Raw genomic sequence first — 16,283 nt, 5'->3', positions numbered from 1 at the left:
CAGGAGACGACAATGACCACCTACGTCGAAGCGGCGGCGAAAAAAAAGCGCATGCCGGGAGTCATCCCGCTGCATGGCGAGGACGGCTTTGCCGGCATGCGCAAGGCCGGCGCGCTGACCGCCGAAGTGCTCGATCTTATCGTGCCTTTGGTCGAACCGGGCGTGCCCACCGCCAAACTCGATCGCTTCGTTTATGAATTTGCGCGCGACAACGGCGCCACCCCCGCGACGCTCAATTATCGCGGCTACCGCTATTCCACCTGCACCTCGATCAATCACGTCGTCTGCCACGGAATGCCGGGCGAAAAGCCACTGCGCGAAGGCGATATCGTCAATATCGACGTTACCCTGATCGTTGATGGCTGGCATGGCGATTCGAGCCGCATGTATCCGGTGGGCGATATTTCGCGCAAGGCCGAGCGACTCATCGAAATCACCTATGAAAGCCTGCGGCTGGGCATCGAGGCGGCAAGGCCGGGCAACACCACCGGCGACATCGGAGCGGCCATCCAGCGCTATGCCGAGGGCGAGCGCGCCAGCGTGGTGCGCGATTTCGTCGGCCACGGGCTGGGTCGCCTTTTCCACGACGAGCCCAACATCATGCATTTCGGCAATCCCGGAACCGGCATCGAACTCAAGCCCGGCATGATCTTCACCATCGAGCCGATGATCAATCTCGGCCGCCCCCAGGTCAAAATCCTCAACGATGGCTGGACCGCAGTCACCCGCGACCGCACCCTTTCGGCCCAGTGCGAGCACTCGATCGGCATCACCGAAACGAGCAACGAGATTTTCACGCTCTCGCCGCGTGGTCTGTTCAATCCCCTTAAGGCCCGCAACGATCCATGACGTCGAAACCGGGGGCAAGCGACATGAGTGGATTGGCGGAAGCCGCACCTGACTATCACGGGCACCGCGACCGGCTGCGCGAGCGTTTCACCAAGGGGGGCGCATCGGCGTTGCAGGATTACGAACTGCTCGAACTCCTGTTGTTCCGCATCCTGCCCCGGCGCGACACCAAGCCCATCGCCAAGGCAATGCTCAAACGCTTCGGCAGTTTTTCCGAGGCCATTGGCGCGCCCCCGCACCTGCTCGAGGAAATCGACGGCCTTGGTCCCACCGCGATCACCGACCTCAAGGTCGTCCTCGCCGCTACCCAGCGCATCGGCCGGGATGCCGTTCATAACCGCCCGATTCTCGGCTCATGGACCGAAGTCATCGACTACTGCAAGGCTGCGATGTCCTACGAAACCGTCGAGCAGTTCCGCATCCTGTTTCTTGACAAAAAGAACAAGCTGATCGCCGATGAAGTGCAGCAGACCGGGACCGTGGACCACACGCCGGTCTATCCGCGTGAAGTCATCAAGCGCACTCTGGAGCTTTCGGCCACGGCGCTGATCCTGGTCCACAACCACCCCACTCACTGATTTTGATCACGAACAATCCCGCTTAATCACGTTGAAACACTAGCGATTTCGGTGATTTTGAGCGTTGCGTAGTGGGGGCAGTTATGGCAAATTGGGGGCTGTAAAAGGGGTAGAAAACGGCTTCCCGATCCCAGCTAACGATCCCCGTTTCCCCCTGACCGATCCCAGTTGCGGAACAGGAGGAAACGCTATGCCCGCCCTGACCGACACCTCGATCCGACACGCTCTGAAACGGGTCGAGATGAGCCAGAAACAAGAGAACCTCGCCGATGGCGAAGGGCGCGGCACCGGCCGCCTCATTCTCGTCCTCAAGCCCATGCCCAAGCGCGTTACTGCCGACTGGATGGCCCAGCAGTGGCGAGACGGCAAGCGCACCAAGAAGAAGATCGGCTCCTATCCCTCCATGTCGCTCGCGCAGGCGCGCGAGATCTTCAAGCGCGATTTTGCCGATGTGATCCAGAAGGGCCGGAGCATCAAGATCGCCACCGATACCCGCCCCGGCACTGTCGCCGATCTGTTCGAGGGCTACGTCGCCGCGCTCAAGGAAGCCGGGAAGCCGTCCTGGAAGGAAACCGAAAAGGGTCTGAACAAGGTCGCCGACACGCTTGGGCGCAACCGTCTCGCCCGCGAGATCGAGGCCGAGGAAATCATCGAGCTGATCCGCCCGATCTACGAGCGCGGTGCCAAGTCGATGGCCGACCATGTGCGCTCTTATCTCCATGCCGCCTTTAGCTGGGGCATGAAATCCGACAACGACTATCGGCAACAATCCCCTCGCCGCTTCCGGATCCCCTTCAATCCGGCGTCGGGCATTCCAACCGAACCCAAGGTCAAGGGCACGCGCTGGCTCGACGAGGACGAGTTCGTTCGACTCTATCGCTGGCTTGAATATCCCGACACGCCGGTCCATCCGCCTTATACGCGCGCGGTCAGGCTTCTCATGCTGACCGGCCAGCGGGTGCAGGAAATCGCGCGGCTTCACATCGACCAGTGGGACGCCCAGGAGAAGATCATCGACTGGTCCAAGACCAAGAACGATCAGCCCCATGCCGTTCCGGTACCTTCGCTGGCAGCCGAGTTGCTCGCCTCTATCAATGTCAACGAATACGGCTGGTTTTTCCCTTCAGCCCAAGATCCTTCGAAACCCGTCAGCCACGGCACGCTCTACTCGTTCATGTGGCGACAGCGGGATCGCGGCGTCATCCCCTATGTGACGAACCGCGACCTGCGGCGGACCTTCAAGACGCTGACCGGCAAGGCAGGCCTTTCCAAAGAAATCCGCGACCGGCTCCAGAACCACTCCTTACAGGACGTTAGTTCCAAGCACTACGACCGCTGGAACTATATGGCCGAGAAGCGCGCCGGAATGGCGAAATGGGACAAGTTCGTTCGGGCGATGCTCGCGAAGAAGCACCTGAAGGCCGCATGACATCCCGACCGCCCAAGTCCTCCCCCTAGCGCGAAGGTGAAAGCTCCCTCCTACCTCCGCTCGGAGGAACGTCCATAAGCCGTAAACCGAAAAGGTTAGCGGCTGTTGTTCGTCAAAGATGCGGTTCTAACTGCGACTCACGTTGACTAGAGCATCCTTCACCTTTCACCAGCAGTTCTCGCAGGAGCGTGGCGAGGAATTCTCTCGCATCTGAGATGCGTGATGATCTCGAAATGGCCCGCCAACACCGCACAGGGTTGGCAATGGCCTCGATTCGCACCGAGTGCTGAAAACTACCTGGAGTTGTTCCCCGCTGGGGGTGGCTTGAACTGATATGGAGCCGCGTTGGAAGGACCAGTCGGAGAAGGTATTTTACGCGCCTTGAATGCTGCGATGTGGTCGATTTCTAAGAAAGCGATCGAGGCCTGCGGCTGTCCGTGCATATGAAATACCTGCCGTTCCCAGGAATTCGTAAACGGCGCATAAGCATTACTTCCCCCGTAGAGCCCATTATTGGCCACGATCACCATCTGAAACATGTGATAATGAAGCGCCAACGCCATCTGATCGAAGGTTGGGACGTCTCTATTCAAAGCCGGCACGATGAAGACGTCAGAATAGTTCTTCAAATCAGCGGCGAGCTGAATATCGGTGGCATCATAACAGACAGCGGCAGTCAACCAAAGAGGGTCGGCTGAGGGAACTGATGACCACTGATAGCCCACTAGCCATTGGCAAGGTCGAAACGGCTCAATTTTCATGGTTGGATTGTTGAACGGCAACTCCATCGGGGCAAGGTTACCCTTGCCCTGACGCCGTATCAGTATCTGAAGCCCTCTCGTTGCATCCTGCGTGGGCATGATCCAAAGGGCAGAGTTCACTAGAAGTCCGCCTGTAGCCAGGCTTTGATAAGTGAGCCCAGCTAGGATCGTTGCCTTATAGGCTCGCGCAAAGGGAACCAGATGTGTCTGAACATCATCCGGGTGGACGGCCAGCTCAGGCAAGATCAGCAAATCGAGTCTTCCCTCTCGGCCCTTATGTGTCTCCCGCAAGGCCAATGCACGTTCGACAGCCGCCAACGCCGCAGAAAGATGCCTGCGATGTCGGATGCGCATTGTGGGATCTGATAGCGTGAGATCCGAAGGATCAAAGTCGCCTTCTTCTCCCGGAATTACCGTTTGAACGATACAGGCTCGCAGCGGATGGTCGCCTTGATTGACATAGCTTCGCGGAAGATTCATCGGGATGAGAGCTACACTTGATCCCTGCATATTTTGCAGGAATTCAAGACGTTGTTCTATCTCCTTCTTAAGAAGATCAATCCTTCCGACAGTTTCGTAAACTCGCTCGCTCGCGGGGCAACCAGGCCACCAAAGCAAGCGGAACAAAAGGGTCTCAGTCCATTCTGAAATTGGCAGCCAATCGTCGCCGAAGGCAGCGTGTCCGCTAAAAAGCCCGTAGATCCGCTGATACCAATGACTCTCGGTCGAGCGATAGATTTCGCGGCCCTCTTTCCAGTGTATGGGTCTCACGAATCTGGTGAAATCCTGCTGCCCCGTAAGAATGAAGCGAAGTAGATAGCCGAGCTGGAACCGCCATCGCCCAGCTTCTTCGACCCACGATGGGGGGTCGTACAACGAGAGGCCGGCAAGATGTCGAGGAACCGAAATATCTACCTTCCCTACCCGCTTTAGGCGATCTGTGTCAGATGAAATTGTCAGTGTGACGTCCGACGGCGTAACAACCCTAACGGAGCCCCGATCAGCAAGTGCCTCCAGAAACGCGTTTGCAAAGCTGAGGAGGGAAAGTTCATTTCTGAGAACCTCCCGCGTCGCCGGCGATAAGACCATGGACGCCAACGTCTGCTTTCTTGAGCTGTCTATGGACTGACTCAGCCCGAGATCTGCCACAATGCGAGGCATCAGGTCGCCCCTGAGGTTTGGAAATGCCTCAATGACCTCTCGCCCAAAATTTGGGTCCAAAGCAGCAATACGATTGAGTCGCGCGGGTGATAGACTGCTTCGGACCAATTCGATGGATTGTTCTCGATCGAGGAATGATCTTCGCGCGTAAATTGCGTAGGTCGCGTAGTCGACGGTTCCGAGCCCCTTGGTTTCACCCAACAAAAATCGGATGAGTTCGCGATAGTGGCGCGTTTCCACGTTCCCATTTCCACGCAACTGCCTAAAATCCGCAGGCGGATTGGTGGCAAGGAAAAGAAGCGCCTGCTGCTTCAGGTACCAGGGAATCTTTACGCCGGTCTGGCAAATCAGCCTTTGAGCCTCTTCGCGCAGGACCTCCCTGTATTTGCCTAGGTCAAGCTGCCCGGGTAACGCTTCCGAGTCCTCGACAAAACCAGTTTCAGTAGCACCGGCTCTCAGTATCTCGGAAAGGCAATACCAGGCTACTCGGCGCGGTGCCTTTCGCGGGCCACCCTTTTCGGTGAACGGCCTTAGCAGTTCCAGGATCTGCTGAAGAACATCCGCAGCTGGCCACAAATCCAGCCCGATTCGAAGGAGACGGACGTTCGATGGATCGTCCACCCACTTCGCTACCAAAGCCAAAGCAAATGCTCGTGCTTCGTCATCAAGCTCGGCTCTGGTACGCGTTCCGCGAAATTGACTTAACTGATCGTCGGCGTCCACGTCGGCTGCGGCCTTCTCGGCATCGTCATGCCACAGCAGCGGTCTCAGCGATCTGTAAGTGGTTCGGAACCGACCGGCGGCAAACCGATCAACCGTTGCATCACGTACATCGGGAACCGCCAAGAACGGATGCCTTGCCCCTATATCCTCGCTCGCGGCAAGCCGCTCCTGAGTTCGCACGAGGCCAAGAACAGAGTCGAGAATGTCCCCGCCAGCGATTACATCGAAACCACCGGAGATCGCCGTTTGTATTCGAGCCATCCGGCGACTCTGCTGAACTAGGGGACGCTCGTCACCTCGGAAGGCCGAAGCCAAGGTTTTTTCCTCCGATACCTCAAGACCTGGAGCCTCCTCTCGCAGCTGATCCTGCAGGTATCGAAAAAGGCCGCTTTCAACATCAGCCACATCTGCATCAGCCCTCAACGACACGACGAGGCGCAAATCGTCCACATAGCGAACCGCATCATGAAGCTCTGCACCAGGCAATACTTCCTTGCCCACCTTCTGCCTAAGCGCCCTGTCAAAATTGAGAAGCACAACATTTGCGAAAAAGCCCGAAGCAACCAGTCCTTGCGGAAGCGAGACATGATTGAAGTCTGTTAAGCCGGCTTGCTCAGCATAAATCCGAACCTCATCCAGATCCCGGTCAGCCCAACGCCAGTCCATGAAACTCCCGAAGAGGTCGAAGAACCCCTTTTCATCATCGTCCTGCCGCAGAATATTCACCCGCTCGCGAAGGAGAGCGGGTGTCACGCGATCGTAGAATTGACGAAGGTCAGACTGAAGTATGACCACGCGTTTCCCTCTTTCGGCGAGGGGCTCGGCCACTGCCTCCGGTCTGGCAAGAAATCTTTGATAATCCTGGTAAAATCCGCGATACAGCTTCGAAGCACCCCACCGATGGTTGAGTTTCCCAGCGTTTTTGTCGCAAAAGAGACGATTGCCGTAAGAGGTAACGGAACTCAGTTCTGGTGAGTCCAAGGGAATTCTCGGATCACCTTGAGCCGTTTCCACCCGATCCGCCAGGCACAACATCATCGCGGTCGCGACAACCTGATCCCTTAAGGTTACGTGAGCGAGCGGTCGAATTTTCGATGCAGTCTTTCCCGCGTTCAATGGCTGCCACCGCCCTTGAGCATCGACGCGCCATCGCTGACTTTTCGGAGCAGGCACCATCCGCAACGGTTTGCTGCCCGTGAGACGACCGCTTGAGATTTCATTTGAAAGCTCTGCGATGAAATCGGGCAAATTGATTGCAATCTTGTCGAGTTCCACAGTATCGGAAAACCAATTGTGGTATCGAATGTAAGAGGAGGCCTTTTTCCACGCTTGAACCAGCACAGCTTCCCTGCTGAGACATTCGATGGTTGGCTTCAAATGCTCAATGGACAAAATACCCCCCCCAAGTATACTTAATACATAGCCAGAAATTGCTATGGTATAGCCTCAGAATTTTATGACCACTTCATAATCGATCAGAGAATCTTTCGTAAGCTGTTATCTTTCTCACCAGAAGTTCTAATTCACGCTGATAGATCTCAGTTCGAAGATAAACTAATTCTTGTTCCTTTGCATCGTCATCCACATCGATGTACCAGGCACGGGGACTTGGATTCTCATCGCCGTTCCATCGATAGCCACGCGCTTTTAGAGCGTCCTTCAGATCAAATGGCGCATTCTCTGCCCAAATACGCCAACTCGGACGTCTTGCCCTCTCCAGAAGGTGGCGCATAGCTGGGACACCGGCCTTGGGTAACCGCGAGGCTAAGAGCTCGATCGCCGCCATGCAATCATTTGCAGCTCGATGGCGGTCGTAGAAAAAACCAGCCCCCATGGCCAAATAGGCCAATTTGGTTCCTTCATAGCCCTCGTTACCCCAATCGACCTGGGTCATGGAGCAGGCCCAAGGTTTAGTTACGAACACATCGCAGAGACGCTCAACAAAGCGCCGGTCAAATGCGGCGTTGTGAGCAATTACCAAAGCCGCATCGCTCACGAACGCCATAACCTCCGCAGGATCGATCACCTGCCCCATAACCATTTCGTTGGTAATGCCTGTGAGAGCCGTGATTGCAGGAGGAATGGGTGTTGAGGGTTGCCGAAACCGCTGAAAGGCCTCATGAATCTGGAAGATACGACCATCAAGGCCATAGGTGAACGGGACCATAGCGAGTTCAATGATCTCGTCCTTGGCCGGGTCTAGGCCAGTCGTCTCCACATCCAAGAACAGGCCCATGCGCATTTCCGAGCCATCGGGCTGTTCGATGATGGACCTAGACGGAAGTCGACGCAGAACACGGTACTGACCGCTTGACTCGATCGCCTTTGCCATGACTTCGAGTTTCAAGTCATTGCTCTTCAAATCGCTCTGCCTTCCCCTTGGTGTGTTATTTGAACAGTTCCTCGATATCCGCCATCGGCCGGAACAGCTTCATCGGCTGATCCGGAAACGGCAGGAAACTCTCCCGTTCATAGAAGCGCCGCGCATTCTCATCCTTGGCGTCGACTATGACCGCGAAAGAGGCGATTTCGCTACTGACGGCACGAAACAGGGCATCGGCCAGAAGAAAACGGCCATAGCCCTTGCCCTGATGACGCCGATCGACGGCCAGCCGACCCAGAAGGGTTGCCGGAATGAGCGGGTAGCGCGGGAGCTTGCGGACCACGGCTTCCGGCAATTCCGGAAGCCGCACCGCCGTTGACGAAAGCGTATAATATCCGGCGATGCTGCCATCCTTCAGCACGAGGACAAAAGGCGCCGCCATCTTCTTTCTGGCGTCCTGTCCGGCCTGCGTCTGAAAGTATCGATCAAGCGGCCCTACACCGCTTTCGAACCCCGATCGGTCATGTCGCGCGCCGAGAATCTCGACCCGCAGGATGTCATCCGCTCCCCCCACGCGTCAGACGCCTGTTCTCTCACGATAGCGGCGAACGGTGTCCGTCAGCCGCTCATTGACCGGCCGCGGTTCGACCAGAGCCTGGACGAACGCCTGGCTGTCCCGGACCGAAAGCTCCAGATGTTGATGCTCCTCGATGGCACGCCGCGCCGCGTCCTGTAGGCTTGTCAGAACGAAATCCGTTACAGTACGTCCCTGGAGGGCAGCGGCATGTTCGATCAGTCGCTTTTGATCAGTGGTCACGCGCGTCTCGAGGCGCTCTCCTCGGACGCGGCCGGACGTCGGCCTCTTTACTGCTTCAGCCATTTTTTGATCTCCTATCTATCGAACATATGTACGGCCAATGGCCGGAAAATTCAAGATGTCAGGCCGTTCATCGAACACGATGGTATCGTGCGGGACGACCATGGAAGCAGAGAGGCCAATTTCATGGGCCGATCAGCCGAGACCCCGGCGCCCCGGAACCCAGAAACTGTGCAACAGATCGCTGCACAATCGCCATCGAACCTTGCTCACGCTCACTTTGTGCAGGCAGAGTGGACCCGGAAAGCGCAAAGCAGATCGTCGGGGTCGACGCCATCTTCCTGCCCGTACTCAAGGAACCGACTGAGCAAGGGCATAGCCCACGCTCTGTGATCGCCATCCCGTCCGTTTATTTCCGCACCGGAAAGTGACTTTAGATGTTCGACCTCTTCTCCAACTGGATCGAAAAACGACGGCAGATCCGCCAGCGATGGCAGCAGGACGCGCGCACGTTGATCGAGAAACATGGGCGCCAAGCCTATTACGAGGCGCAGCGTCTTGCCGCGCGTAGCCGCGCCCAAGGGGACAGGTCCGGGTTTTGGCATTGGGCAAAAGTGGCTTCCGAGGTCGCACGTCTCTCACCCGTTGCTGAGATGAACATGAAGGTCGTGCAGACTATCGCCGACGAGGAAATGCAGAAATACCGGCGTCCCTGACGGGAGTTGGAGGGGGAAAGCCTTCCCCCTGGCCGGCACTGCGTTGCCGGCGCACCCCCTTCTGCAGGGAGACCCCGCAGCTCCCCTTGAGAGTGCGGCGGGTTTTCCGTAACGGGCTGAGGGCCGGAAGATAGGCGCCCGTCGCGGAGATCATCCCGATGACCAGACACCATCGCGTAGCCCACAAGGGCGACTTGCGCACGAACCTTTACGACGACATCACCGGGGATTATCGCCGAGTTGGAGGAAGGGTGGCTGCCCTGGGTCCAACACTGGGACACCGCGGCGGCGAACCGCGACGATTTGCTAGTCTTAAACGTAGTTTCCATAGTCTGATCTGGAGACTTCATTTCGGCGAAAAGATGTGGATTTGAGTTCAATGGTGTCGACTTCCGAGCACGTCTACCGCGCCGGCCTGATTGCCGGTTTTTTTCGAGCCTTTCGATGGAATCTGGTGCTCAACCTGGAACGCAATGCCTGTGTGCGCGTCTTTCATGCGGATGTCCCCACCGAATTGCCTTGCCTCGATATCTCCTCGATTTCGACTTCAAAGGGTTGGATATGGCACGCGGTCGAATTCAGCGCCTATGGTCGAACCTATAAGCTGTCGGGCCTGTCAGCATCGGCGGCCGAGCAAATCGCGGCAGACCTCTATACTTTTGTTAACTCTTATCTCTTCGCTTTGCTTGAACAAGAACGGGTGGCGCTTCGCAGTGCCGATGCACGATTGCGCCAAGACCAGTATCTCGCCCAATCAGACCTTAACCACACCATGGCTCATTTGCCGCCGAGTATTGCGACGGCGGTCCGGCATCCCTTGTTCGATGCAGAGCTCATGCCGGATGCCTTCCGAACTGCCCTTCCCCATTGGTTGGGAATGCTGATAAATCCCGGCCTGCGGCATGATCATAACGAAGCTTTCGTTGCCTCAGAGCATGTTGCCTTCCGGGATTTCTTCGATGATCTCGACGGGCGTTCGCTCTCGCTACAGCAACGCGAGGCGTGCATCCGCCTTGAAGATAACAACCTGCTGGTCGCTTCAGCCGGATCGGGCAAATCCGCAACCATGGTGGGCAAACTGGCCTATGTGCTGGAGAAAAAGCTGTACCGACCGGATGAAATTTTGTTGCTGGCCTTCAACAAGAGCGCCGCGGATGAACTCAAAACCAGAATTGCAAGGCAATTGGGGGTTGAGGAAGACGCCCTTGAATGCCGGGTTACGACCTTTCACGCACTGGGTCGGGGCATCATACAAGATGTTAGGGGGCAGCCGCCGCAGCTTGCCAATTGGGTTGGCCACCCCGCTGGGGAAGCAAGGGTGCTCGACGATATTATCAAGACCCTTTTTGAGAGTGAACCAGAATTCGCCGCCCTTTGGAGTGAACTCTTGGTTGTGCATCCAAAGGCCGATATCCCACCCCAATATTTCGACAGGGACGCCGACTATGAGCGCTACATTTCGGCCAAGCGCCGCGACGGCAACATAACGATCGGTTCTCTCGCCGACGTCTACGTGAAATCATTACAGGAACAAAAGATCGCCAATTGGCTGTGGCTCCATTCGGTCGAATTCGAATACGAAAAACAAGTCGGCGTTGAAGACGAAGCCGGTGAGCCCCGTTTTCTGCATCCCGATTTCTACTATCCCCAGACTGGCATCATCCACGAGCATTTTGCGCTCAACGCCGATGGCACCTCGCCTTTTGAAGGCTATGCGCTGCATGCCGAAGCCAAGCGGCAATCTTATCGTCAAAACGAGCTCGATTTTTTTGAAACCACCTCGGCACAGGCCAACGACGCCACGCTTATCGAAGTTTTGAAAACGGAGCTGGCTGACAGAGGCTACAGTTTCAAGCGCCGAGACTATGCCGAGATCAAAAAAGCGCTCGAACCGGTGGTAATCGAGCACTATCACAAGATCATTTCCACGTGCATCAAGCATATTCGGGCGCGACACCTCACGCTCGAGATGCTGCTTGAGCAAGCCAAGTCGCTGCACGACAAGGCGCGCGCCAAGGTTTTTACGCGCGTTCTGTGGGCGATCTCACAGGATTATTCCAGAAGACTGGATGAAGCCAAAGAGATCGACTTTGACTCAATGATCGCCGACGCCATCAAAATGATCGAGACCGGCCAATATCAAAGCCCCTACTCGCTGATCCTGGTCGACGAGTTTCAGGATATCTCCGAACCGCGGGCCAACCTTATCAGGGCTCTCAGACAGCAACGGCCTTCGTGCAAAGTGTTCGCAGTCGGGGACGATTGGCAGTCGATCTACCGTTTTGCCGGATCTGACATTAGCCTTTTCACCCAGTTTCAGGACCACTTCGGTCAATGCTGGACCGGACGGCTCGAGCAAACCTATCGCTGCAATCAATTAATCGCCGAAACGGCAGCGAGCTTCGTGCAGCGCAACCCCGCCCAGCTCCAAAAATCGGTGCGCTCGAACCGGGCCGCGATTCCGCGCTCCATTCGCGTCATACCAGTTGGCGACAACGACACCAAGCCCGACTACACCCAGGCATGCCACGCCGTGCTCGAAAGGCTCGATACAGCTCTGGGAAACATTGCCGAGCAATGGCGGACCGAGCCCGGCACCAAGCTCAAGGTGCTTGCTCTTTGGCGCTACAACCGACTTGATCCCTTTGCTGGCAAGCCACCGAATTTCGAAAACATCGAGGTCGCGGGCATGTCCTTTCACCGGGCCAAGGGTCTAGAAGCCGATTACACAGTTCTTCTTGATGTCAGTGAAGGTGACTATGGCGTGCCCAGCCAGATCGAGGACGATGAGTTGCTCAACCTCGTCATTCCCCGCCCCGAGGCCTTCGACTATGCCGAGGAACGGCGGCTGTTCTATGTCGCGCTAACACGCGCAAGTAGAGGGGTCTATCTGCTCACTCATCATCGCCAATCGTCCCGCTATATCCGCGAGCTTTGCCAGATCGCCGGGGATGACGTCGCCTTCGAAACCATTGACGGTTCGCCGGTGGAAAACCAATGCCCGGACTGCAAAGTGGGCCGGGTGGTCCAAAAGCGTAACAGGGCCGGTTCGTGGTTTCGAGGATGCAACCAGTTTCCAACGTGCAGATACACTGAGAACTCCCGACCTCAGGGGAAGGCCAAGCCGCGCGGCTGAACGTGATCGCAAGCACCTGAGAAGCTTGGGAATGATGGAGGGGAAAGCCTTCCCCTGCGGCCGAGCCTGTAGTCTCGGCCGACCCCTTCGAGCGGGGGAATCCCCCGCAACGCCCCCTTTGAGAGTGAGAGTGCGGACCGGTTTGCCGTGACGGGTTGGAAGCCGAGGGAGAGGCCCTTGGCGCCCGTCGCGGAGAACCGCGATGTCCAGAATGAACCGCAGGTCCGGCGCCAGGCGCGACCGGACCAATCTCTATTCCGAGATCACCGACAAGATCATCGCCGAGTTGGAGGCCGGCCGGGTGCCCTGGGTCCAGCCATGGGGCACGGCGGCAGCGAAGGCGCCGCTCGGCCTTCCGCAGAACGCCTCGACCGGCCGAACCTATTCGGGGATCAACGTGCTACTGCTCTGGGGCGCCGTCATCGAGCGCGGCTTTTCCGGCCAGAGCTGGCTGACCTTCCGCCAGGCGCTGTCGATGGGCGGCAATGTCCGCAAGGGCGAGCGCGGCACCACCGTCGTCTATGCCGACCGCTTCGTGCCGGAGGACGAGAAGCGCCGTGCGCGCGAGACCGGCCAAGACGCCCAGGCGATCCCGTTTCTGAAGCGCTTCACCGTCTTCAACACCGATCAGTGCGAGAACCTGCCCGAGAATGTGGCGACCGCCGCGCCGCCGGTGCCGACAGGTATGATCGAACCGCGCGTCGAGGCACTGATCGCCGCGACCGGCATCGACTTTCGCATTGGCGGCAACCGAGCCTTCTACGTGCCTGCCCATGACTATGTGCAGGTGCCGCCGCCGCAGGCGTATTTCGAGCCCATCAATTGGCATCGCACAGCTCTGCACGAGATGGGTCACGCGACAGGCCATGCCTCGCGTCTGGGGCGGGATTTCTCGGGCTCGTTCGGCACGAAGAAATACGCCTTCGAAGAGCTCATTGCCGAGATCAACGCCGCGTTCTGCTGCGCCTCGCTCGGCATCGCGCCGACCGTCCGGCACGCCGATTACATCGCCTCCTGGCTCGAAGTGCTGCGCGAGGACAATCGCGCCATCGTCCGCGCTGCCAGCCAGGCGGGCAAGGCCGCCGACTGGCTTCTGGCCTTCGCGCCGGACACCGCGGAGTCCAGCTCTGTGGTGAGCTCTTGCGACAAGAGGGTGGCATGATCCCGTTGACCGACGATTTGCGCAACCGGCTGCTCGCCAATGGGTGGCAGCTGGATATCGACCATGTGCCCGTGGTGAAATTCTTCAATCCGGTCGGTGCGGCCACCTGGCTCATCACCGAGATGGAGGCGGACGGCGACACGCTGTTCGGCCTTGCCGATCTCGGTTTCGGTTGCCCGAAACTCGGCTCCTGCAGCCTGGCCGAACTCACCTCAGTTCGCCATCCTTTCGGTCTCGGGATCGAACGCGACATCTTGTTTCAGGCCACATTGCCGATTTCTGTCTATGCGGAGGCGGCCCGGCAGGCCGGGAGCATCGTCGAAAGCGAACGCCTGCTCCATGTCGCCGAGGCGACGCTGCGGGACCGTTGATGAGGAGCCGCTTCCCGGCTCGGCGGTCCGATTTGTCGACATATTGAGAGTGAGAGGGCTGCGCCCTTTTCCGTGACGGGTCGGAAGTCGAGAGAGAGGCTCTCGGCGCCCGTCGCGGAGTAAATCATCATGGCAAATGCGCCTAAGAAGATCACCCTGTCGTCGTCGCGCGACATCCCCTTCAACAAGCTCGTGCTCAGCCAGTCGAACGTCCGGCGCGTCAAGGCTGGCGTCTCGATAGAGGAACTCGCCGAGGATATTTCCCGGCGCGGCCTCCTGCAGGGCCTCAGCGTTCGGCCCGTCACCGACGAGGCCGGAGATGAGGCCGGCATGTTCGAGATCCCGGCCGGTGGCCGCCGTTATCGGGCGCTCGAGCTTCTCGTGAAGAAGAAGCGGCTCGCCAAAACCGCACCCGTTCCGTGCGTCGTGCGCGAGGACGGTATCGCCGAGGAGGATTCACTCGCCGAGAACGTCCAGCGGGCGCCTCTGCATCCGCTCGACCAGTTTCGCGCCTTCCTGACGCTGAAAGAGAAGGGCCAGTCCGAGGAGGAGATCGCAGCGACCTTCTTCGTCTCGGTCAATGTCGTCAAACAGAGGCTCAAACTCGCCTCGGTCTCGCCGAAGCTGCTCGACATCTATGCCGAGGACGGCATGTCGCTCGACCAGTTGATGGCGTTCACTGTGTCGGGTGACCACGAGCGCCAGGAGCAGGTGTTCGAGCGCTTGCAGCAGTCCCATGACAAGCAGCCCTACGCCATCCGGCGCATGTTGACCGAAGGCGCGGTCCGAGCTTCCGACAAGCGCGCGCAGTTCATCGGTATCGACGCCTATGTCGAGGCCGGCGGCACCGTGCTGCGCGACCTGTTCCAGTCGGACGATGGCGGCTGGCTGCAGGACGTTTCACTCATCGAGGACATGGTGACCGAAAAGCTCAGGCGTGAGGCGGGGGCCATTGTTGCCGAGGGTTGGAAGTGGACGGATGCCGCTCCCGACTTCCCCTACGGCCATACCTTCGGCCTCCGCCAATTGCGGGGCGAGGAAATCCCGCTCACGCCGGAGGAGGAAGCCGCTCGCGATGCATTGAAGGTCGAGTACGATCAGCTTGAGGAGCAATATGCCGAGGCTGACGAGTTGCCCGACGACGTCGACGCGCGTCTCGGCGAGATCGAGACGGCGCTCGAGGCCTTCGAGGATCGCCCTGTCACCTTCGATCCGGACGAGATCATCCGGGCTGGCGCCTTTGTCAGCATCGCGCATGACGGCAGCCTGCGCGTTGAGCGTGGTTTCGTCCGTCCCGAGGACGAGATCGTGTCCGAACCGGACACCGATAGCGGAGACACTGACGACGGTAGTGCCGCGAAACCAGACGTCGAAGGCAACGACGGCGAAACCTCCAACGGCACGGAGGAACCATCCGAGCCCGATGAGGAAGAAGGCTTGTCGCCGATCTCCGACCGGCTGATGGCGGAACTCACCGCCCATCGCACGCTCGGCATACGCAATGCGCTCGCCGAACGGCCGGACATCGCCTTCGTCGCGGCACTGCACGCCCTGACGCTGACGGTCTTCTACCACTATGGCTCGGACAGTTGCCTCGAACTCGACCTGAAAAGCGTCGGATTCAGCAGCCAGACGCCGGGCCTGAACGACAGCGCGGTGGCCGAAGCCGCCAACGCCCGGCACGAGGCCTGGTCCAAGCGCTTGCCGAAAGCGTCCGATGAACTCTGGGACGCACTTCTTCAATGGAGCGACGAAGACCGGGCCAATCTCTTCGCCCATGTCGTCAGCCTTTCGGTCAATGCCGTTTCCGAATCCTGGAACCGGCGCCCGCGAGCCCTCGCCCATGCCGACGTGCTGGCGCAAGCGATCGGCCTCGACATGGCCGCGGCGGGATGGCGTCCGACCGTCGACACCTTCTTTGGCCGTGTCACCAAGGCACGTATTCTGCAGGTCGTCGCCGTGGCGAAGGGCGAACGCGCCGCCGATCGCATCGCCCATCTCAAGAAGGGCGACATGGCGACCGAGGCCGAGACCCTGCTCTCCGACACCGGCTGGTTGCCGGAGCCGCTGCGCACGCCGGGCGAAGCGGAGCAGATCGGTCACGAAACCGCCGGCGATCCGGCCGAACCGGAAGCGGTCGTCGCGGAAACGGCTGCCGAAGACGGTGAGACGGCCATGGGCATCGAAGACGTCCCGGACGACAATGACGATGCCGAAGCGACATCTCACGTGGTGGCCGCCGAATAGAGCGGTATCC

The 16,283-nt window shown here is 58.5% G+C and carries 12 protein-coding genes; 8 read left to right on the top strand and 4 right to left on the bottom strand.

The window, feature by feature from the left end:
- The first annotated feature begins 12 nt into the window (after positions 1-12).
- The 3 genes from map (at position 13) to ACP148_RS06195 (ending at position 2,856) form a co-directional block, all read left to right on the top strand.
- Entirely contained in the window at positions 13-849 is an 837-nt protein-coding gene (map, locus tag ACP148_RS06205; protein WP_421951735.1) for a type I methionyl aminopeptidase, read from the top strand.
- Positions 846-1,427 carry a JAB domain-containing protein gene (locus ACP148_RS06200; RefSeq protein WP_421951734.1) on the top strand — a complete coding sequence of 194 codons (582 nt, stop codon included), beginning with the start codon at positions 846-848 and terminating at the stop codon, positions 1,425-1,427. The genes map and ACP148_RS06200 overlap by 4 nt, the downstream gene beginning before the upstream one ends.
- Before the next feature lie 190 nt (positions 1,428-1,617).
- Entirely contained in the window at positions 1,618-2,856 is a 1,239-nt protein-coding gene (locus ACP148_RS06195; RefSeq protein ID WP_421951733.1) for a tyrosine-type recombinase/integrase, read from the top strand.
- Positions 2,857-3,149: 293 nt separating this feature from the next.
- Here the strand turns inward: ACP148_RS06195 and ACP148_RS06190 are convergent, their stop codons facing one another.
- From ACP148_RS06190 to ACP148_RS06175, 4 genes are all read right to left on the bottom strand, one after another.
- A complete protein-coding gene (locus ACP148_RS06190; RefSeq protein ID WP_421951732.1) occupies positions 3,150-6,893 on the bottom strand; it encodes a hypothetical protein in 3,744 nt (1,247 codons plus the stop codon).
- Positions 6,894-6,966: 73 nt separating this feature from the next.
- Positions 6,967-7,863 (bottom strand): 3'-5' exonuclease, encoded by an 897-nt coding sequence (locus tag ACP148_RS06185; protein ID WP_421951731.1) that lies wholly within the window; start codon positions 7,861-7,863, stop codon positions 6,967-6,969.
- 25 nt (positions 7,864-7,888) lie between these two features.
- A complete protein-coding gene (locus tag ACP148_RS06180; RefSeq protein WP_421951730.1) occupies positions 7,889-8,398 on the bottom strand; it encodes a GNAT family N-acetyltransferase in 510 nt (169 codons plus the stop codon).
- Positions 8,399-8,401: 3 nt separating this feature from the next.
- A complete protein-coding gene (locus tag ACP148_RS06175) occupies positions 8,402-8,704 on the bottom strand; it encodes a DUF1778 domain-containing protein (protein ID WP_421951729.1) in 303 nt (100 codons plus the stop codon).
- 374 nt (positions 8,705-9,078) lie between these two features.
- On the opposite strand from ACP148_RS06175, the gene ACP148_RS06170 reads away from it, so the two are divergent.
- The 5 genes from ACP148_RS06170 to ACP148_RS06150 all read left to right on the top strand — a co-directional run bounded on the left by ACP148_RS06170 (position 9,079) and on the right by ACP148_RS06150 (position 16,273).
- Complete coding sequence (locus ACP148_RS06170) at positions 9,079-9,357, top strand: hypothetical protein (protein ID WP_421951728.1); 279 nt, start codon at positions 9,079-9,081, stop codon at positions 9,355-9,357.
- Between the two features lie 379 nt (positions 9,358-9,736).
- A complete protein-coding gene (locus ACP148_RS06165) occupies positions 9,737-12,493 on the top strand; it encodes a UvrD-helicase domain-containing protein (RefSeq protein ID WP_421951727.1) in 2,757 nt (918 codons plus the stop codon).
- 202 nt (positions 12,494-12,695) lie between these two features.
- Positions 12,696-13,655: an ArdC family protein gene (locus ACP148_RS06160; protein ID WP_421951726.1), complete on the top strand. Its 960-nt coding sequence runs from the start codon at positions 12,696-12,698 to the stop codon at positions 13,653-13,655.
- Positions 13,652-14,026 (top strand): DUF2958 domain-containing protein, encoded by a 375-nt coding sequence (locus ACP148_RS06155; protein WP_421951725.1) that lies wholly within the window; start codon positions 13,652-13,654, stop codon positions 14,024-14,026. Before ACP148_RS06160 ends, ACP148_RS06155 begins: the two co-directional genes overlap by 4 nt.
- Before the next feature lie 129 nt (positions 14,027-14,155).
- Positions 14,156-16,273, top strand: coding sequence for a ParB/RepB/Spo0J family partition protein (locus tag ACP148_RS06150; RefSeq protein ID WP_421951724.1), 2,118 nt, complete (start codon positions 14,156-14,158; stop codon positions 16,271-16,273).
- Positions 16,274-16,283: the final 10 nt, after the last annotated feature.

The organism is Pelagibacterium sp. (assembly GCF_965249125.1).
In the GTDB taxonomy this organism is placed as follows: Bacteria; Pseudomonadota; Alphaproteobacteria; order Rhizobiales; family Devosiaceae; genus Pelagibacterium.
Note: the sequence above shows the minus strand (reverse complement) of the source record. Positions and strands in the feature narration are given on the sequence as shown.